General features: G+C 56.6%; 15 protein-coding genes. 5 read left to right on the top strand and 10 right to left on the bottom strand.

Going from position 1 to position 19,134, the window contains the following annotated elements:
• Positions 1–66: 66 nt before the first annotated feature.
• The 4 genes from hcr to aqpZ form a co-directional block, all read right to left on the bottom strand.
• Complete coding sequence (hcr, locus tag OVA10_RS17330; protein WP_102105160.1) at positions 67–1,035, bottom strand: NADH oxidoreductase; 969 nt, start codon at positions 1,033–1,035, stop codon at positions 67–69.
• 10 nt (positions 1,036–1,045) lie between these two features.
• Positions 1,046–2,698 carry a hydroxylamine reductase gene (hcp, locus tag OVA10_RS17325; protein ID WP_268196506.1) on the bottom strand — a complete coding sequence of 551 codons (1,653 nt, stop codon included), beginning with the start codon at positions 2,696–2,698 and terminating at the stop codon, positions 1,046–1,048.
• 143 nt (positions 2,699–2,841) lie between these two features.
• Positions 2,842–3,741 carry a lysine exporter LysO family protein gene (locus OVA10_RS17320; protein ID WP_102105158.1) on the bottom strand — a complete coding sequence of 300 codons (900 nt, stop codon included), beginning with the start codon at positions 3,739–3,741 and terminating at the stop codon, positions 2,842–2,844.
• A 172-nt stretch (positions 3,742–3,913) separates the two neighbouring features.
• A complete protein-coding gene (gene aqpZ / locus OVA10_RS17315) occupies positions 3,914–4,615 on the bottom strand; it encodes an aquaporin Z (RefSeq protein WP_256469555.1) in 702 nt (233 codons plus the stop codon).
• Positions 4,616–4,981: 366 nt separating this feature from the next.
• Here aqpZ and OVA10_RS17310 point away from each other — a divergent pair, with 366 nt between their 5' ends.
• Positions 4,982–6,640 carry an ATP-dependent endonuclease gene (locus tag OVA10_RS17310; protein WP_268196505.1) on the top strand — a complete coding sequence of 553 codons (1,659 nt, stop codon included), beginning with the start codon at positions 4,982–4,984 and terminating at the stop codon, positions 6,638–6,640.
• On the opposite strand, the gene OVA10_RS17305 is transcribed toward OVA10_RS17310, so the two are convergent.
• Complete coding sequence (locus OVA10_RS17305; protein ID WP_268196504.1) at positions 6,637–7,593, bottom strand: VirK/YbjX family protein; 957 nt, start codon at positions 7,591–7,593, stop codon at positions 6,637–6,639. The two genes, OVA10_RS17310 and OVA10_RS17305, sit on opposite strands and share 4 nt — an antisense overlap.
• A 160-nt stretch (positions 7,594–7,753) precedes the next feature.
• Between OVA10_RS17305 and macA the strand changes: the two genes are divergently transcribed.
• Together macA and macB are read left to right on the top strand one after the other, a co-directional pair.
• Complete coding sequence (gene macA, locus OVA10_RS17300; RefSeq protein WP_100777022.1) at positions 7,754–8,869, top strand: macrolide transporter subunit MacA; 1,116 nt, start codon at positions 7,754–7,756, stop codon at positions 8,867–8,869.
• Positions 8,866–10,806 carry a macrolide ABC transporter ATP-binding protein/permease MacB gene (gene macB / locus OVA10_RS17295; RefSeq protein WP_123429168.1) on the top strand — a complete coding sequence of 647 codons (1,941 nt, stop codon included), beginning with the start codon at positions 8,866–8,868 and terminating at the stop codon, positions 10,804–10,806. Before macA ends, macB begins: the two co-directional genes overlap by 4 nt.
• 104 nt (positions 10,807–10,910) lie before the next feature.
• Here the strand turns inward: macB and cspD are convergent, their stop codons facing one another.
• Positions 10,911–11,132 carry a cold shock-like protein CspD gene (gene cspD, locus OVA10_RS17290; RefSeq protein WP_100777020.1) on the bottom strand — a complete coding sequence of 74 codons (222 nt, stop codon included), beginning with the start codon at positions 11,130–11,132 and terminating at the stop codon, positions 10,911–10,913.
• A gap of 320 nt (positions 11,133–11,452) precedes the next feature.
• Between cspD and clpS the strand changes: the two genes are divergently transcribed.
• Together clpS and clpA are read left to right on the top strand one after the other, a co-directional pair.
• Complete coding sequence (clpS, locus tag OVA10_RS17285) at positions 11,453–11,773, top strand: ATP-dependent Clp protease adapter ClpS (RefSeq protein ID WP_025912927.1); 321 nt, start codon at positions 11,453–11,455, stop codon at positions 11,771–11,773.
• 27 nt (positions 11,774–11,800) lie between these two features.
• Positions 11,801–14,080 (top strand): ATP-dependent Clp protease ATP-binding subunit ClpA, encoded by a 2,280-nt coding sequence (gene clpA / locus OVA10_RS17280; protein ID WP_100777019.1) that lies wholly within the window; start codon positions 11,801–11,803, stop codon positions 14,078–14,080.
• 240 nt (positions 14,081–14,320) lie between these two features.
• Here the strand turns inward: clpA and infA are convergent, their stop codons facing one another.
• The 4 genes from infA to cydD form a co-directional block, all read right to left on the bottom strand.
• A complete protein-coding gene (gene infA, locus OVA10_RS17275) occupies positions 14,321–14,539 on the bottom strand; it encodes a translation initiation factor IF-1 (RefSeq protein ID WP_002211347.1) in 219 nt (72 codons plus the stop codon).
• 288 nt (positions 14,540–14,827) lie between these two features.
• The gene (gene aat / locus OVA10_RS17270) at positions 14,828–15,532 is read right to left on the bottom strand and encodes a leucyl/phenylalanyl-tRNA--protein transferase (RefSeq protein ID WP_100777018.1); all 705 of its coding nucleotides are present in this window, start codon (positions 15,530–15,532) and stop codon (positions 14,828–14,830) included.
• A gap of 46 nt (positions 15,533–15,578) precedes the next feature.
• On the bottom strand, positions 15,579–17,300 hold the full coding sequence (gene cydC / locus OVA10_RS17265) for a heme ABC transporter ATP-binding protein/permease CydC (protein ID WP_123429167.1): 1,722 nt from the start codon (positions 17,298–17,300) through the stop codon (positions 15,579–15,581).
• On the bottom strand, positions 17,300–19,066 hold the full coding sequence (gene cydD, locus OVA10_RS17260; RefSeq protein WP_268196503.1) for a heme ABC transporter permease/ATP-binding protein CydD: 1,767 nt from the start codon (positions 19,064–19,066) through the stop codon (positions 17,300–17,302). Before cydD ends, cydC begins: the two co-directional genes overlap by 1 nt.
• Between the last annotated feature and the right edge of the window lie 68 nt (positions 19,067–19,134).

Genomic DNA, 19,134 nt, shown 5'->3' with positions numbered 1-19,134 from the left:
AGAAAAGGTTAGGCCGGGCAACCGCAAAGCTGCCCGGCATAGTGTGCATAGTATATGGTGCACAGTTTATGCCAGAACCAAATCACCCTGCGGATGACAAGAACAGGCCAGCACGTAACCCTCGGCAATTTCCGCATCCGTCAACGTCATCGTACTGCTCACGGTGTAGTCGCCAGAAACCACTTTCGTTTTACAGCACCCGCACACGCCCGCGCGACAGGCCGCAACGACCGGAACATTATTGCTCTCCAGCGCTTCCAGCAGCGTGGTACCGACGCGGCCGAAGAAGGTCTGCGCAGGCTGCAGTTTAGTGAATTTCACCCCGCTGGTGGCGGCTTCGGCCACTGGCGTGAAGAACTGCTCCTTAAAGAAGCGGGTCACGCCGAGCGCTTTCACCTCGTTCTCCACGATTTCCATATACGGCGCCGGGCCGCAGGTCATCACGGTGCGCGAGGCGATATCTGGCACACTTTGCAGCAGTTCGCGGCTCAGACGGCCCGCGACAAATCCGTGAGTCGCGTTATTCTCGGCGACCAGGGTGACCGGATAATTGCGCCACTCGTCGGCGAAAATGACATCCTCCGGTGAGCGAACGCTGAAAATCACCTGTACGTCAGCCTGCGGACGGTTCTTCGCCAGCCAGCGACGCATCGACATCACCGGCGTCACGCCGCAGCCCGCCGCCAGCATCAGGAATTTATCGTCAGCTTTATCGTCGCAGACGAAATCCCCCTGGGCGTCGGAGAGCCAGAGATAATCCCCGCGCTTCACTTCGTTCGTCAGCCACTGTGAACCGGCACCGTCATCGATTCGACGCACGGTGAGCGTGATGTACTCACTCACGCCCGGCGTCGAGGACAGGGTGTAGGCGCGCAGTGTGTCCGCAGAATTGCGTACACTCACCAGCGCATACTGACCGGCGCGATACGGGTAAAAATCATGGCACAACAGCGACAGCGTCCACACATCCGGCGTCTCCTGATGGATGTGATGAACCTGCATCCGCCACGGGCATTGTGAGGTTGGCATCGTCATGAAAAACTCCTTACGCGCTCAGCAGTTGCTGCATATCTTCTTCTACGGTGGTCACGGAACGCAGACCAAATTTTTCGTTCAGCACCGCCAGCAGATCCGGGGTCAGGAAGCCCGGTGCCGTCGGGCCGGTCACAATATTGGTGACGCCCAGCGACAGCAACGTCAGCAGGATCACGATCGCTTTTTGTTCGAACCAGGAGAGCACCAGTGACAGCGGCAGATCGTTCACGCCGCAGCCCAGTTTCTCGGCCAGCGTCACCGCCAGAATGATCGCCGAGTAGGCATCGTTACACTGACCGGCATCGATCAGACGCGGCAGGCCTTCGATATCGCCGAAGTCCAGTTTGTTGAAGCGGTATTTCCCGCACGCCAGGGTCAGGATCAGGCAGTCTTGCGGCACGCTGGTGGCGAAATCGGTAAAGTAGTTACGTTCGCCGCGCGCGCCGTCACAGCCGCCGACCAGGAAGATATGACGCAATTTTTCGCGGCTCACCAGGTCGATCAGGGAATCCGCCGCACCCAGCAGGGTTTCGCGACCGAAGCCGACGGTGATCAGATGTTCTATTTCGCTGAACGGGAAGCCTGCCATCTGCTGCGCCTGGGTGATAACCGGGGTGAAATCATCGCCTTCGAGGTGGCTTACGCCCGGCCAGCCGACGATGCTGCGCGTCCAGATACGGTCATCATAGGCACCGACGGTCGGATCGATGATGCAGTTGGAGGTCATGACGACAGGGCCAGGGAAGCGGGCGAACTCCACCTGCTGGTTCTGCCAGCCGCTGCCGTAGTTGCCGACCAGGTGCTTAAATTTACGCAGTTCCGGGTAGCCGTGGGCAGGCAGCATTTCGCCGTGGGTGTAGACATTCACACCCGTGCCTTCGGTCTGTTGCAGCAGGTTGTAGAGAACTTTCAGGTCGTGGCCGGAGATCAGAATACATTTCCCGGCAGTGGCTTTGACGTTGACCTGAGTCGGCGTCGGATGGCCGTAGGTGCTGGTTTCGCCTGCATCCAGAATGCTCATCACTTTGAAGTTCATCTGGCCGATTTCCATTGAACACTCCAGCAGGGCGTTCATGTCGGAAGGCCAGGTGCCGAGCCACGCCATGATTTTGTGGTACTGGGCATAAATGTCGTTGTCGTACTGACCGAGAACGTGGGCGTGTTCCATATAGGCCGCCGCCCCTTTCAGGCCGTACAGGCACAGCAGACGCAGGCCTAGAATGTTCTCGCCAATCGCCGCTTTGTCTTTGTTCGGGGTGAATTCCGCCGCCTGACGCTGCAGTTCGCCCAGATCGTCGCTCACCAGTTGCAGGCCAGCCATGGGGTTATCGACGGCAGCGTTCGGGTCCACGCTCAGGCTTTGCGCTTTCAGCGCTTCACGCAGGGCGATGGCTTCGCGCGCGTAGCCCACGATGCGAGGGGAGTCGAAGTTGACGTTGGTCAGCGTGGAGAAGAATGCGCGCGGCGCGAAATTGTCGATGTCGTGGTCGATAATGCCATATTCGCGCGCTTTTACCGCCCAGGCGGAGAGGCCTTGCAGGGCTGCAATCAGCAGATCCTGCAGGTCAGACGTTTCTGCGGTTTTACCGCACATGCCCTGCGCATAGGAGCAGCCGTTGCCAGCTGGGGTACGGATGGTTTGTTCACATTGCACACAAAACATAATCACACCTGTTAAAGTTATATTTTAGATACATGTTTAAGGTTATGCCTGTGACCGAACAGAGAAAAGGTCTTTCTTCGACAAAGTAAAGGGAGATTGATTTAACGCAATTTTGGCGGCAGAAGCCTACCGCCAGAGAGGTATTAAGCGGTGAACAGCGCCATCAGAATCGGCACCAGCAGGCTCAAAATAAAGCCATGGACGATGGCGGCAGGAACCAGTTCCAGCCCGCCGGAACGCTGCAGAACGGGCAGGGTAAAGTCCATCGACGTCGCACCGCACAGGCCAACCGCTGTGGAGCGGCTTTTACGTACCAGCCCCGGAATAAGCATAATGGCGATCAGCTCGCGGCCCAGATCGTTAAAGAATGACGCGCTGCCAATCACCGGGCCAAAGGATTCGGTCATTAAAATCCCTGACAGGGAATACCAGCCAAAACCGGAGGCCATCGCCAGCCCGGTTTTCAGCGGCAGGTCGAGAATAAATGCGTTAATCACACCGCCAATCAGCGAACTGCCCACCACGACCACCGCGATAATCATTCCGCGTCGATTGAGCACAATCTGTTTCAGCGTCATGCCGTTATTGCGTAATTGAATACCGATCAGGAATAACAGGAAGATCAGGGTATATTCGCTGGCTTCGGTGGCGTGTTGTAAAAACGCTAAACCGGTCAGGCCAAGCAAAAAGCCGAGCACGACCACGCCGCACAGTTTTAATGACTCCAGCGCCATGGCAATTCGCGAGGGTAATTTTTCCTGTTGATGATGGTTTTTCCATGGCAATGCGCGCTCAAGCCAAAATAGCGCCGCAATATTACACAGCAGAATCACCACAATAGTAACAACAGAATAATGGAGAATAGAGAGTAAATTAGCGGCCAGGTTATCCAGGAACGCGAGGCTTATTCCCATAAAAAACAGGATGACGTAGACAATCCAGCTGAGGAAGCGATTAATGAGTTTTAATGCCGACTCATGATGGAGGGGAATAAGATAGCCCACTACCAGCGGCAGCAGAATGATTAAGAGTCCTGAAAACATGAACAGCCGGGTCCTTTTGTGTGTCTGAATAGCGCCAGTGACACTACCCAATTCCGGTCTGCCAGTCAAAGTACAAAATAGAGGCCGGGTGGCGGTGACGCCTTACCCGGCCTGGATGACTGCACCTGTTAGCCGGGTTCGCGACGTGCCACCCGGCATCACAGCCGTACACTCAGTCGCGTTTTTCCAGCAGCGTACGATACAGCAGCCCGCCGAGGATACCGCCGACAATCGGCATTACCCAGAACAGCCACAGCTGCTGCAGCGCCCAGCCACCCTGGAAGATCGCCACTGCGGTGCTGCGCGCAGGGTTCACGGAGGTGTTCGTTACCGGAATGCTGATCAGGTGAATCAGAGTCAGCGCGAGGCCGATAGCAATAGGGGCAAAACCGGCGGGTGCGTGTTTGTCAGTGGCACCGTGAATCACCAGCAGGAAGCCCGCGGTCAGGACGATTTCAATAACAATCGCAGACAGCATAGAGAAGCCGCCCGGTGAGTGTTCGCCATAGCCATTAGAAGCAAAACCGCTTGCCGCCGCGTCGAAGCCCGCTTTACCGCTGGCCACAACGTACAGGACCGCTGCCGCAATAATGCCGCCAACCACCTGAGCCACAATATAGCCAATCACGTCTTTCGCCGGGAAACGACCGCCAGCCCACAGGCCTAATGTCACGGCCGGGTTAAAATGCCCGCCGGAAATATGGCCGACAGCAAATGCCATCGTTAATACGGTTAAGCCAAAGGCTAATGCCACGCCCGCAAAACCAATACCTAATTCCGGGAATGCCGCAGCCAGAACGGCGCTACCGCAACCACCAAACACCAGCCAGAATGTACCAAAGCATTCTGCCGCTAATTTTCTAAACATAACCACCTCGTTAATTTCCGCACGCGGTCCTGCGCGCGGGCTACTAAATCGCCTAAAAGGGATGACGACTCAAAGAGCCATTATTTTAAAAACCAACAACACCCCTTCGCCAGTTAAATAAATCTGTTTAATTTGATTTATGGCAATGTGATGTTAATCCTTGTTCGGACTGGATGGATTTAAAGCATAGTCCAATTCGGAATGCGAAGTATCTTATGCCGGAAAATATGTTTCAAACGAAAGTCGTGGTGTAAATTCTGAATTTTAGGCTCCGCCCTGAAATAATCCGTCGATCTTAATGTGTCCTGTCACACCGCCTGCCGCTATACTGCTGATAACTTGAAGGAAAAAGTGAGCATTTCAGGGGGCATTATGTTTCTCGAACGTGTGGAGATCGTCGGGTTTCGCGGCATTAACCGTTTATCGTTAATGCTGGAACAGAACAACGTGCTGATCGGTGAAAACGCCTGGGGTAAATCCAGCCTTCTGGATGCGCTGACCCTTCTGCTTTCGCCGGAGGCAGACCTTTACAGCTTCGTTCGGGAGGACTTTTGGTTTCCGCCGGGGGATATTCAGGGGCGCGAGCACCATCTGCATATCGTTCTGACCTTTCGCGAGCTGGAGCCCGGTCGCCATCGCGTTCGCCGCTACCGGCCACTTTCTCCCTGCTGGACGCCCTCCGATGATGGCTATCAACGTATCTTTTATCGCCTGGAAGGCGAGCTGGCGGAAGATGAGAGTGTGATGACCCTGCGCGGGTTTATGGATGCCCGTGGGCAGCCTATTCAGCTGGAGGATATTGACGCTCAGGCCGCCCATCTGGTGCGTCTGATGCCGGTGCTGCGCCTGCGGGATGCGCGCTTTATGCGCCGGATCCGTAACGGCTCGGTGCCTAATTTGCCCGACGTTGAAGTCACCGCCCGCGAGCTGGATTTTCTGGCGCGCGAGCTGGTGGCGCGTCCGCAAAATCTCACGGACGGGCAGATTCGCCAGGGGCTGTCGGCGATGGTGCAGTTGCTGGAACACTACTTTTCCGAACAGGGCACGACACAAACCCGCCACCGCCTGATGCGCAGGCGCTCTCACGATGAGCAGCGCAGCTGGCGCTATCTGGATATCATCAACCGTATGATCGACAAACCCGGTGGGCGCGCGCATCGGGTGATTCTGCTGGGGCTGTTCTCCACGCTGCTGCAGGCGAAAGGGGCGGTACGGCTGGACCGCGACGCGCGTCCTTTATTGCTGGTGGAAGATCCTGAAACGCGGCTGCATCCGATCATGCTGTCGGTGGCCTGGCATCTCCTGAATCTGCTGCCCCTTCAGCGCATCACGACCACTAACTCCGGGGAATTGCTCTCTTTGACGCCGGTGGAGCATGTCTGCCGTCTGGTGCGTGAATCCTCACGCGTCACCGCGTTTCGTCTGGGGCCGGGTGGATTAAACCCGGAAGATGGCCGCCGTATCGCGTTTCATATCCGCTTTAACCGTGCGTCGTCGCTGTTTGCCCGCTGCTGGCTGTTGGTTGAGGGGGAAACGGAGACCTGGGTGATCAACGAACTGGCGCGTCAGTGTGGACACCATTTCGACGCCGAAGGGATCAAAGTCATTGAGTTTGCCCAGTCGGGATTAAAACCGCTGATTAAATTTGCCCGCCGGATGGGGATCGAATGGCATGTGCTGGTGGATGGCGATGAGGCCGGGAAAAAGTATGCCAGTACCGTACGCGGTTTGCTGAACAACAACCGGGAAGAGGAGCGGGAGCACCTCACGGAATTACCGGCGATGGATATGGAACACTTTATGTATCGTCAGGGGTTTGACGATGTGTTTCACCGCGTGGCCATGATCCCGCCGGGCGTGCCGATGAATATGCGACGGGTGATCGCCAAAGCGATTCATCGCTCATCGAAGCCGGATCTGGCTATTGAAGTGTCAGCGGAAGCAGGACGGAGAGGGGTCGAGGCGGTGCCGACATTACTGCGTAAAATGTTCTCCCGCGTGCTGTGGCTGGCACGCGGGAAAGCTGACTAGCGGCGGGTTGCCTGATTGATCTGCTCGATCAGGCTATCCAGCAGTTCATAGCGGCGACGGTATTCAGAGCGTTTTTTGCTCGCGATCTCTTCCATCGGTTTGCGCGCCATCTCGAGCGGTAGCTGGAAGTGACCGCTCGCCAGCGGTTCGCCACTCATTGAGCGCCAGAAACTGTCGTAATCCGCCAGCAGTTTGCCCTCTTTTTTCTTACGATAGCGCCAGCTGCGATAGATATGCGTGGCGTTGCTGACGGCCAAGATCTGCTCCACCGGGAACGCGGTGCCCAGCGTCATAGCGGCTTCCACCAGCAGACGTTTCGGGAACAGGCCATGACAGGCTTTGGTTGCACCCTGGATCAGCTCGTGAGGCACAAAAGCTTTTGCTCCTTGCAGGCCGCCGATAAACAGGGTGGTTTTCCCGTCGAGCTGACACAGGGTGAAGGTCATCTCGGCCAACACCGTATTCTGGTGATCGCAGAAGGCCAGCGTCGCTTCGCCCTCTTTATCGAGGAACGCATCGGCACACAGGCGGATCGTAAACTGGCGTTCGTCTTTGCCGGTCAGCGTTAACAGGGTGACACCATGTTTGGATAAATACCCGTTCATCAGCGTTGCCGGAAGGGTTTTGCTCATGGTCTGGTAGTGCCAGTTCAGCGCCTCGAGCGCGCGCTGACGGCTCATGTCTACAGAGAGCCATGGGCGGTGCAGACGGCACGGCAGTCCTGGCTGCACGTTCAACATTTGCATTAATCGCGGTTGTTTTGCCAGGCTTGCCAGCAGGCGCGCAGTGCTGAACGGTGCCGCCAGCGAACGCAGCATGAATTTACGCCGATAGGAGGGGTTCTGCCACGCAAGCCCCGGTGTTAATTCGCCTGATGCAAGGCTCTGGAAAAGCTGCCAGCCTGATTTTGGCTGCGACAGCTGTGAAGAAGGTAGATCGGCGATGGAAGACATGATTATTCCTGGCTTCTGGATGAGATCTCTATTTCAGCAGCCATTTAATCAACATCTCGTCAACAAATGAGGTGAGAGATAAAAAAACGGGGGTTTCGTTGAGGAACAGTTTAGATAGAATCGACATTTATAATTGCCAGAACATTTATTTGGAATATTTATGAATCTCAAGGGAAAACGCAGGAAGCTGTTTTTACTGTTGGCCGTCGTCGTGCTGGTGGGCGGATACTGGCTGTGGCAGGTCCTCAACGCACCTGTGCCGCAGTACCAGACGCTGATTGTGCGGCCGGGCGAGCTGCAACAAAGCGTGCTGGCAACCGGTAAGCTGGATGCTCTGCGAAAAGTCGACGTCGGCGCGCAGGTTAGCGGTCAGCTTAAAACGCTGTCGGTTGAGATTGGCGACAAAGTGAAAAAAGGTCAGCTGCTGGGGGTGATCGATCCTGAGCAAGCAGAAAACCAGATCCGCGAAGTAGAAGCCACGCTTATGGAATTACGCGCCCAGCGCAGCCAGGCCGAAGCCGAGCGCAAGCTGGCACAGGTGACGCTTGGACGTCAGCAGGCGCTGGCAAAAACGCAGGCCGTTTCCCGTCAGGATCTGGATACCGCGACGACGGAACTGGCGGTAAAACAGGCGCAGATTGGCACCATTGACGCGCAAATCAAACGTAACCAGGCCTCCCTGGATACGGCCAAAACTAACCTCGATTACACCCGTATCGTGGCACCGATGGCCGGGGAAGTGACGCAAATCACCACCCTGCAGGGCCAGACGGTTATCGCCGCTCAGCAGGCGCCAAACATCCTGACGCTGGCGGATATGGGCACCATGCTGGTAAAAGCGCAGGTTTCCGAGGCCGACGTTATCCATCTCAAGCCCGGTCAGAAAGCCTGGTTCACGGTGCTGGGCGATCCGAATACCCGCTATGAGGGCGTGCTGAAGGATATTCTGCCGACGCCGGAGAAGGTCAATGACGCGATTTTCTACTATGCCCGCTTTGAAGTGCCAAACCCGAAAGGCGTGCTGCGTCTGGATATGACCGCGCAGGTGCATATTCAGCTGACGGGCGTGAAAGATGTGCTGACTGTCCCGCTGGCGGCGCTGGGCGAACCGGCAGGCAACAACCGTTATAAAGTGAAAGTGCTGCGTAACGGCGAAACCCGCGAGCGCGAGGTGGAGATTGGCGAGCGTAATGATACGGACGTCGTGATCGTCAAAGGACTCGAAGAGGGCGACGAAGTGGTGACGGGTGAAAGCCAGTCCGGGGCCGCGAAATGACGGCATTGCTTGAACTGAACGATATCCGCCGCAGCTATCCTTCCGGGGAGGGGGCGGTGGAGGTGCTGAAGGGCATCACCCTGCGCGTTGAAGCCGGGGAGATGGTGGCGATCGTCGGGGCGTCCGGCTCCGGAAAATCCACCCTGATGAACATTCTCGGCTGCCTGGATAAACCGACCAGCGGCACCTATCGCGTGGCGGGGACGGATATTTCCACCCTCGACAGCGATGCGCTGGCCAAACTGCGCCGTGAACACTTTGGCTTTATCTTCCAGCGCTACCATCTGCTTTCGCATCTGACGGCGGCGCAAAACGTGGAAGTCCCGGCGGTGTATGCCGGTGTGGAACGCAAGAAGCGCCTTGAGCGCGCCCATGCGCTGCTGACGCGTCTGGGTCTGGCCGAGCGTGTCGATTATCAGCCATCGCAGCTCTCTGGCGGCCAGCAGCAGCGAGTGAGTATTGCCCGCGCGCTGATGAACGGCGGGCAGGTGATTCTGGCCGATGAACCGACGGGCGCGCTGGACAGCCATTCCGGGGAAGAGGTGATGGCGATCCTGCACCAACTACGCGATCAGGGGCATACGGTGATTATCGTCACCCACGATCCGCAGGTGGCGGCGCAGGCGGAGAGAATCATTGAAATTCACGACGGTGAACTGATAAGCAACCCGCCGGCGAAGAACAATCACGTCGGCGTGCAGAAAACGATCCTGCCGCCGCCGACGGGCTGGGGGCAGTTTGTCAGCGGATTCCGCGAGGCGTTAACCATGGCCTGGCTGGCGATGGTGGCGAACAAAATGCGCACATTGCTGACTATGCTCGGCATTATCATCGGCATTGCATCGGTGGTATCGATTGTGGTGGTGGGCGATGCGGCGAAACAGTTGGTGCTGGCGGATATCCGCGCCATCGGGACCAACACCATCGATGTCTATCCGGGCAAAGATTTTGGTGACGATGAACCGCAAAACCAGCAGGCGCTGAAGTATGACGATCTGGTGGCGCTGCAAAAACAGCCGTGGGTGAACTCGGCCACCCCAGCGGTATCGCAAAACCTGCGTCTGCGCTATGGCAATATTGACGTAGCGGCCAGCGCCAACGGCGTGAGCGGCGACTATTTTAACGTCTACGGGATGACCTTCAGCCAGGGCGCAACCTTTAACGCAGAGCAGCTTGCAGGCCGCGCGCAGGTGGTGGTGCTGGACGATAACTCGCGTCGTCAGCTGTTCCCGAATAAAACCAACGTCGTCGGTGAAGTGATTCTGGTCGGTAATATGCCCGCAACGGTGATTGGCGTGGCGGAAGAGAAGCAGTCGATGTTTGGCAGCAGTAAAATCCTGCGCGTCTGGCTGCCGTACACCACCATTTCCGGGCGTATCATGGGGCAGTCGTGGCTTAACTCCATCACCGTGCGGGTGAAAGAGGGTTACGACAGCACTCAGGCCGAACAGCAGATCGAACGACTGCTCACCCTGCGCCACGGGAAGAAAGATTTCTTCACCTGGAATATGGACGGCGTCTTGAAAACGGCGGAAAAGACCACACGTACTCTTCAGATGTTCCTGACGCTGGTGGCGGTCATTTCGCTGGTCGTCGGTGGGATTGGGGTGATGAATATCATGCTGGTGTCGGTGACGGAGCGCACGCGCGAGATTGGCATCCGAATGGCGGTTGGCGCGCGGGCAAGCGATGTCCTGCAACAGTTTTTGATTGAAGCGGTGCTGGTTTGTCTGGTGGGCGGTGCGTTTGGTATCACGCTTTCGATGCTGATCGCCTTTACTCTGCAGCTGTTTTTACCGGGCTGGGAGATCGGTTTCTCACCCTTTGCGCTGCTGACGGCATTTTTATGTTCGACGGCGACGGGCGTGCTGTTTGGCTGGCTACCGGCGCGCAATGCGGCGCGGCTCGATCCGGTGGATGCGTTGGCCCGCGAGTGAGTTTTACCGGGTTACGCGCCGTCGCGCGACCGGTGCTGGAAATAAAAATGCCAGCCGATCGGGCTGGCATTTTGCCGACAGGATGTACACAATGAATCAGAGGGCTAAGCGACAGCTTCTGCTTCAATGGGCACAATGACACTGGCATGATTGCCTTTTGGCCCCTGGTGAACATCAAACCGAACCGACTGTCCGGCTTTTAGTGTTCTGTATCCATCCATCTGAATGGTGGAATAGTGAGCGAAGATATCTTCGCCGCCGCCTTCAGGGCAGATGAACCCGAACCCTTTGGCGTTGTTGAACCACTTAACAGTACCCATTTCCATGCTTCGACATCCTTCGTATATCTTATTAAGTAAGATGGAATGAACCGGTGGTGGAGTGGGGGCTGTTCAAAACCTCGCCAACTCACGCTTGTACAATTTAGATAAACCAGCCTTATCGTCAAGTGTCAGGCGCTGGAGTTGGGACAATAATCAACCAAAATTTGAAGCAGTTAACGCTATTGACGGGAATGTGACAGACATCGCGGATGGCAGTAATAGATGTTTGTTATCTGATATCTGAGGTAGATTCAGAATATGTATCAATGCCTGTCAGCGAAAAATGTTCTGCCGGAAACCGTAACCGATGATGACGACTGACAATGGGTAAGACGAACGACTGGCTGGATTTTGACCAGCTGGCGGAAGACAAAGTGCGCGACGCGCTAAAACCGCCATCTATGTATAAAGTTATGTTAATGAACGATGATTACACGCCGATGGAATTTGTTATTGACGTGCTACAAAAGTTCTTTTCTTATGATGTTGAACGTGCAACGCAATTGATGCTCACCGTTCACTATCGCGGCAAAGCCATCTGCGGCATTTTTACTGCCGAAGTAGCCGAAACCAAAGTGGCGATGGTGAACGAGTATGCAAGGGAGAACGAGCATCCGTTGCTGTGTACGCTGGAAAAAGCCTGAAAAGGCATAAAATTGGGGGAGGTGCCTATGCTCAATCAAGAACTGGAACTCAGTTTAAACATGGCTTTCGCCAGAGCGCGTGAGCACCGTCATGAGTTTATGACCGTTGAGCACCTGCTGCTTGCACTGCTCAGCAACCCATCCGCCCGCGAAGCGCTGGAAGCCTGCTCCGTGGACCTGGTGGCGTTACGTCAGGAACTCGAAGCCTTCATCGAACAAACGACACCGGTGCTACCCGTCAGCGAAGAGGAGCGCGACACTCAGCCGACGCTCAGCTTCCAGCGCGTGCTGCAGCGTGCGGTGTTCCACGTCCAGTCCTCTGGCCGTAGCGAAGTGACTGGCGCAAATGTGCTGGTTGCCATCTTTAGCGAGCAGGAGTCGCAAGCTGCGTACCTGCTGCGTAAACACGAAGTCAGCCGACTCGACGTGGTGAACTTTATTTCTCATGGAACGCGAAAAGACGAGCCGAATCAGGCGTCGGATTCCAGCAATCAGGTCAATAATAATGAAGAGCAAGCAGGCGGGGAGGATCGTATGGAAAACTTCACCACCAATCTTAACCAGCTTGCTCGCGTCGGTGGGATCGACCCGCTGATTGGCCGCGATAAAGAGCTGGAACGCGCGATTCAGGTCCTGTGCCGTCGCCGTAAGAACAACCCGCTACTGGTGGGGGAATCGGGCGTGGGTAAAACCGCGATTGCTGAAGGGCTGGCCTGGCGTATTGTGCAGGGCGATGTTCCGGAAGTGATGGCCGATTGCACCATCTACTCGCTGGATATCGGTTCTCTGCTGGCGGGCACGAAATACCGCGGTGATTTCGAAAAACGCTTCAAAGCCTTGCTGAAACAGCTGGAGCAAGACACCAGCAGCATCCTGTTTATCGATGAAATTCACACCATCATCGGCGCAGGTGCGGCGTCTGGCGGCCAGGTGGATGCGGCTAACCTGATCAAACCGCTGCTCTCGAGCGGCAAGATCCGCGTGATGGGGTCGACCACCTATCAGGAATTCAGCAATATCTTCGAGAAGGATCGTGCGCTGGCGCGCCGCTTCCAGAAAATTGATATTACTGAGCCGTCCGTTGAGGAAACGGTGCAGATTATCAACGGCCTGAAACCGAAGTACGAAGCGCACCACGACGTGCGTTACACCGCCAAAGCGGTGCGTGCGGCGGTGGAGCTGGCGGTGAAGTACATCAACGACCGTCATCTGCCGGATAAAGCGATTGACGTGATCGACGAAGCGGGCGCGCGTGCGCGTCTGATGCCGGCCAGCAAGCGCAAGAAAACCGTTAATGTGGCGGACATTGAATCCGTGGTAGCTCGCATCGCGCGTATCCCTGAGAAGAGTGTCTCTCAGAGCGACCGCGATACCCTGAGAAACCTCGGCGACCGCCTGAAAATGCTGGTGTTTGGCCAGGATAAAGCCATTGAGGCCTTAACCGAAGCCATCAAGATGGCCCGTGCCGGGCTGGGACACGACCATAAACCGGTTGGCTCCTTCCTGTTTGCCGGTCCAACCGGTGTCGGTAAAACCGAGGTAACGGTGCAGCTGTCTAAAGCGCTGGGCATTGAGCTGCTGCGCTTTGATATGTCCGAGTACATGGAACGCCACACCGTCAGCCGTTTGATTGGTGCGCCTCCAGGATACGTGGGCTTTGACCAGGGCGGCCTGCTCACCGATGCGGTGATCAAGCATCCGCACGCGGTTCTGCTGCTCGATGAGATCGAGAAAGCGCACCCGGACGTGTTCAACATCCTGCTTCAGGTGATGGACAACGGGACGCTGACCGACAACAACGGGCGCAAAGCGGACTTCCGCAACGTGGTGCTGGTGATGACCACCAACGCCGGTGTGCGTGAAACGGAACGCAAATCTATCGGCCTGATCCACCAGGATAACAGCACCGATGCGATGGAAGAGATCAAGAAGATCTTTACGCCAGAGTTCCGTAACCGTCTGGACAACATTATCTGGTTCGATCACCTGTCTACCGAGGTGATCCATCAGGTGGTGGACAAGTTCATCGTCGAGCTGCAGGTCCAGCTGGATCAGAAAGGCGTATCGCTGGAAGTGAGCCAGGAGGCCCGCAACTGGCTGGCCGAGAAAGGCTACGACCGTGCGATGGGCGCACGTCCGATGGCGCGAGCCATTCAGGACAACCTGAAAAAACCGCTGGCCAACGAACTGCTGTTTGGTTCGCTGGTGGATGGCGGCCAGGTGACCGTCGCGTTGGATCAGGCGAAAGGGGAGTTGACGTATGACTTCCAGAGTGCGCAGAAGCATAAGCCAGAAGCGGCACACTGAGTTATATCGCGTAAATAAAAGCCGGGTGAAAGCCCGGTTTTTTTATGCCTGTGTTTTGTGGGGGTCGCAGGTTGAACGCGTCAGGCTGTCGCATGTGACCGGTTCGGATATAACGCAGGCGGTGGCGAGGTCTCTGACGGTAATAGATTTTCGGCCTGGCGCGGTATATAGCGGAAATAAAAAAGGCCGGGGATTCCCCGACCTTTTTAAATATCTCTACGCCTTTACTGGCGAAAACAATTAGCGACTACGGAAGACAATGCGGCCTTTGCTCAGGTCGTACGGGGTCAGCTCAACAGTCACTTTGTCGCCCGTCAGGATACGGATGTAGTTCTTGCGCATTTTACCGGAGATGTGCGCGGTTACCACGTGACCGTTTTCCAGTTCTACGCGGAACATGGTGTTAGGTAACGTATCAAGTACGGTACCCTGCATTTCAATATTGTCTTCTTTGGCCATCTAATCCTCTGGGGTATCACTACCAAGTTTTGAACCGGCAAGATAATGCCGAAATTCATCAATTAAGTAAAGAATTGCGCGTTTAAAACGCAACAAAACAGTTTCGGCGTATTGCCCAGTCGTCACGGTATAACCGTACGAGAAGCGCATTCGTAAAGGGGAGGCGACAGGATAAACGCAAGGACGTTATCTGGTGCGAAGGATTCCCAAACGGCGGCGGGGCAACAGGCTGAACCTACTCTGCGGCACCAATTATAACACTCCTCATCAGAAATGGGCGGAAAACATTTATGCCTGAGAGATAAAGAGCGTTCTGGGAACCCAAAAGTTCTGTGGCAGCTTCTGCAAACGCATGGCATCCAGCTGTTCCAGATAATGTCGACGTGATATTTCAACGGCGCCCAGCGAGGCGGTGTGCTCGTTCAGCACCTGACAATCGACCAGTTGACCACCGCGCAGAGAGAACTCCTGGCAAAAGACCAGCAGGGCCGTTTTGGAAGCGTTAATGGCGCGGCTGAACATCGACTCACCGCAAAACAAGGTGCCTTGCGCCACGCCGTACATGCCGCCAACCAGCGCCTCGTTTTCCCACACTTCGATGGAGTGGGCGTGGCCCAGTTCATGTAAGCGGTGATAAGCGTCGATAATGTCGTGTGTGATCCAGGTGCCTTCATGACGATCGCGGGCGCACCCTTCGATCACCTGCCCGAACGCGTGATTGAGCGTCACCCGATATGGGGATTTCGCATGGAAGCGCTTCATGCTGCGACTCAGGTGAAACTGCGCGGGCAGCAGCACTGCGCGCGGGTCGGGCGACCACCAAAGAATCGGATCGCCGGGTGAGAACCACGGAAAAATGCCGCGCTGGTAGGCCATCAGCAGACGTGCCGGGCTTAAATCACCGCCAAGCGCCAGAAGCCCATTGGGTTCACGTAGCGCTCCCTCTGGCGAAGGGAACGCAATATTATGACGAGAAAGCTGGACCAGGCGCATGACTGCGAAACTCCAATACGCGAGTTAGGATCGGTTCAAATATAGTCTACAGACGTTGTTTAAACTGGTAATAGCGACCCTGTTTCGCCAACAGCTCTGCGTGACTACCTTGCTCAATAATTTGCCCGTTGTCCATTACAATTATTTGGTCAAAATTCGCCAGTCCGCGCAGGCGGTGCGTCACCATCAGCACGGTTTTGTTTTTCATGACTTGCGCCAGTAAATCAAGGATTTGGCTTTCGGTTGTGGCGTCCAGACCTTCCGTCGGTTCATCCAGGAGCATCAGCGGCGCGTCATGCAACAGAGCACGTGCTACCGCCAGACGACGTAACTCTCCACCCGAAAGCTGACGACCTCCCTCTCCGAGCCAGCTGTTTAAGCCGTCATCCTCGAGCAGTTTCTGCAGGCCGACCTGTTCCAGCACGGCGCTTAAGTCGCTGTCAGAGGCTTGCGGCGACGCCAGCAGCAGGTTATCGCGCAGCGTGGCGCTAAACAGATGCACGCGCTGCGGAACTACGCTGACAGCCTTACGCAGGGCGGGCTCGCTAAATTCCGTAAGCGGTGTGTCGTTAAAGTGAATTTCGCCCCGACTCGGGTCCCAGGCGCGGGTCAGTAATTGCAGCAGTGTCGATTTACCGCAGCCGGTTCTGCCGAGCACGGCAACGTGCTTGCCGGCCGGAATTGTCAGGCTGATGGCATCGAGCGCGTTTTGCGCCTGCCCGTCGTAGGCAAACGTCACGTCTTTCAGCTGCAGCGCCACGGACTGAGGAGCCACATCGTGCTGTGCGGTGAACGCCACTTCCGGTTTCTGTTCGGTAATCTGGGTAATGCGCACCGCCGAGGCAATCACCTGGCCGAGGTGCTGGAACGCGCCGGTTACCGGCGCGAGTGCTTCAAACGCTGCCAGCGCACAGAAGACAAACAACGCGATCAGCGCGCCGGGCTGCGTATTTCCGCCCACGCCGCCTGATGCCATCCACAGCATCGCGATCACCGCAACACCGCCAATCAGCATCATCACCGCCTGGGACAGCGCCGTCAGCTCGGACTGTCGGCGCTGGGCTTCGTGCCAGCTCAGCTCCGTGCTTTCCATCTGAGCGCGGTAGCGGCGGCTGGCGCCGAAAATCGTCAGTTCTGCCTGGCCTTGCAGCCAGGACGTTAACTGCTGGCGGTAGTCGCCGCGCAGACGGGTCAGGTTTTCACCCGTGGATTTCCCGGCGCGATAAAACAGCGGCGGCAGCAGGAGCAGCGTGAGCAGCATAATGCCGCCCAGGGTGAGAGCGATAGGCACGTCGAGCACACAAAGGCCCAGCGTGACGGTCACGATCACCACAAACGCGCCAACCAGCGGGGAGATCACGCGAAGATAGAGATGATCCAGCGTATCGACATCGGCCACCACGCGGTTCAGCAGTTCACCCTGACGAAAACGCGCCAGCCCGGCAGGGGAGAGGGGCAGAAGTTTGCTGAAGGTGAAAATACGCAGATGTTGCAGAACGCGGAAGGTCGCATCATGGCTGACCAGACGCTCAAAATAGCGCCCGGCGGTACGGGCAATCGCAGTGCCGCGCACGCCCGCAGCGGGCAGCATGTAGTTAAAACTGTAGAGCCCGGCAACGCCCGCGACGGCAGAAGCCGACAGGAACCAGCCAGAGAGTGTTAATAATCCGATACTGGCCAGCAGGGTGACGATAGCCAGCACAATGCCCAGCGTCAGCATCCATTTATGGCGTTTATACAATGCGAGGTACGGCAGCAGGGCGCGCATTAAATATCCTCCTGACGATTAGCCAGCAGAGAGGCAAATGGCCCCTGCGCGGCGGCGAGCGTGGCGTAATCACCTTGTTCAACAATACGCCCGTTTTCCATTACCCAAATCTGATCCCAGTCGGCAATACCTTCGAGCTGGTGCGTGACCATCAGCGTCGTTTGCTGGCGAGAGGCATCATTCAGCGCCTGCATGACGCGCTGTTCACTGTGGGCGTCAAGGCTTGCGGCAGGTTCGTCGAGCAGCATTAACTGGCTTGGATTCAGCAATGCGCGCGCCACGGCGATACGCTGGGCCTGGCCGACAGAGAGTCCTGCCGCCTGATCGCCGACAACAGTGTCCACGCCGTTTGGCAGCAGCGGCAGAAACTCGCTGACCCAGGCGCGGTCGAGCACCGATTGCAGCTCATCTTCGCGGGCATCGGGGCGGGCCAGCAGGACGTTTTCGCGAAGCGTCGCGGCCGGCAGCTGTGGGTTTTGTCCCACCCAGCTCAGCTGCCTACGCCAGGCATCAGGCTCAAGCGAGCGCAGTTCCGTTCCGTTGATCTGCAGCGAGCCGGTATACGCCATAAAGCCGGATAACGTATTCAGCAACGAGCTTTTCCCCGAGCCGCTGATGCCAACCAGCACCACGCGCTGGCCCGCCGAGAGTGTAAAGTTGAGCGGCCCGGCCAATACGTTGCCTTCCGGAGACAGGATGGAGAAATCTTCGGCGTGAACGGTGATTGGTTCTTTGCTGTTGAGCGTGATATCTCCACGCTCCGGGTGTGCCAGCGGCGTTTCAAGGAAGGTTTTCAGGCTGTCAGCCGCGCCCACGGCCTGCGCTTTGGCGTGATAAAATGTCCCCAGATCGCGCAGCGGCTGGAAGAACTCAGGCGCCAGGATCAGGGCGAGGAAACCGGCAGACAGCGTTACCGCGGTGCCGTAGTGGCCAAAATCCAGCGCGCCAAGGTAGGAGAACCCAAAGTAAACCGCGACCAGCGCAATGGAAAGTGAGGTGAAAAACTCCAGCACGCCGGAGGAGAGGAACGCCAGACGCAGCACTTCCATGGTGCGCTGACGGAAGTCCTGTGAGGCGAGACGGATATTATCGATTTCGGCTTCGCCACGACCAAAGACGCGCAACGTCTCCATTCCGCGCAGGCGGTCGAGGAAATGCCCGCTCAGGCGACCCAGCGCGAGGAAGTTACGGCGGTTGGCATCTGCCGCGCCCATGCCGACCATCGCCATGAACATCGGGATCAGCGGCGCGGTGCCGAGCAGAATCAACGCCGCCACCCAGTTAGAGGGGAAAATCGCGAGCACGATCAGCAGCGGAACACAGACTGCCAGCGCCATCTGGGGCAGATAGCGGGCGTAGTAGTCGTGCATATCGTCGATCTGTTCAAGGATCAGTGTCGCCCAGCTACCGGCTGGTTTGCCCTGAATCCAGGCCGGGCCTGCTTCCTGGAGACGATCCAGAACCTTACGGCGGATTTCGTAGCGAATATTTTGTCCGGCGTGGAAGCCCACACGCTCGCGCAGCCAGACCACCCAGGCGCGAAGAACAAAGACCAGCACCAGCACGACAAACGGCATCAATAATGCCTCGCGCGGAATGTTCTCCATAATCATATGGTTAAGAATGCGGGCCAGCAGCCATGCCTGGGCAACAATCAACAAACCGCTGATAAGACCCAAAAGACGGGAAATAGTCAGCCAGCGGCGGGAAATAACGCTTTGCTGTTTAAGCCAGCGAGTTAACTCTTGTTGACGGGTTTTTTCCATTACGCGCTTTGCAGGTGAGTTATAAGAAATTAGACAACCGCATGTTACACGTGGGAAAAAATAAAGGC

The organism is Lelliottia sp. SL45 (genome assembly GCF_026672535.1).
Classification (GTDB): domain Bacteria; phylum Pseudomonadota; class Gammaproteobacteria; order Enterobacterales; family Enterobacteriaceae; genus Enterobacter; species Enterobacter nimipressuralis.
The sequence above is the reverse complement of the archived record's forward strand: the minus strand, read 5'-3'. Positions and strand labels throughout refer to the sequence as shown.

Coding starts and splice junctions, on each gene's coding strand:
- OVA10_RS17305 (WP_268196504.1), bottom strand. CDS start 7,593: ATGTCTTCCATCGCCGATCTACCTTCTTCACAGCTGTCGCAGCCAAAA.
- hcr (WP_102105160.1), bottom strand. CDS start 1,035: ATGACGATGCCAACCTCACAATGCCCGTGGCGGATGCAGGTTCATCAC.
- cydD (WP_268196503.1), bottom strand. CDS start 19,066: ATGGAAAAAACCCGTCAACAAGAGTTAACTCGCTGGCTTAAACAGCAA.
- cydC (WP_123429167.1), bottom strand. CDS start 17,300: ATGCGCGCCCTGCTGCCGTACCTCGCATTGTATAAACGCCATAAATGG.
- clpS (WP_025912927.1), top strand. CDS start 11,453: ATGGGTAAGACGAACGACTGGCTGGATTTTGACCAGCTGGCGGAAGAC.
- aat (WP_100777018.1), bottom strand. CDS start 15,532: ATGCGCCTGGTCCAGCTTTCTCGTCATAATATTGCGTTCCCTTCGCCA.
- macA (WP_100777022.1), top strand. CDS start 7,754: ATGAATCTCAAGGGAAAACGCAGGAAGCTGTTTTTACTGTTGGCCGTC.
- hcp (WP_268196506.1), bottom strand. CDS start 2,698: ATGTTTTGTGTGCAATGTGAACAAACCATCCGTACCCCAGCTGGCAAC.
- OVA10_RS17320 (WP_102105158.1), bottom strand. CDS start 3,741: ATGTTTTCAGGACTCTTAATCATTCTGCTGCCGCTGGTAGTGGGCTAT.
- clpA (WP_100777019.1), top strand. CDS start 11,801: ATGCTCAATCAAGAACTGGAACTCAGTTTAAACATGGCTTTCGCCAGA.
- cspD (WP_100777020.1), bottom strand. CDS start 11,132: ATGGAAATGGGTACTGTTAAGTGGTTCAACAACGCCAAAGGGTTCGGG.
- macB (WP_123429168.1), top strand. CDS start 8,866: ATGACGGCATTGCTTGAACTGAACGATATCCGCCGCAGCTATCCTTCC.
- infA (WP_002211347.1), bottom strand. CDS start 14,539: ATGGCCAAAGAAGACAATATTGAAATGCAGGGTACCGTACTTGATACG.
- OVA10_RS17310 (WP_268196505.1), top strand. CDS start 4,982: ATGTTTCTCGAACGTGTGGAGATCGTCGGGTTTCGCGGCATTAACCGT.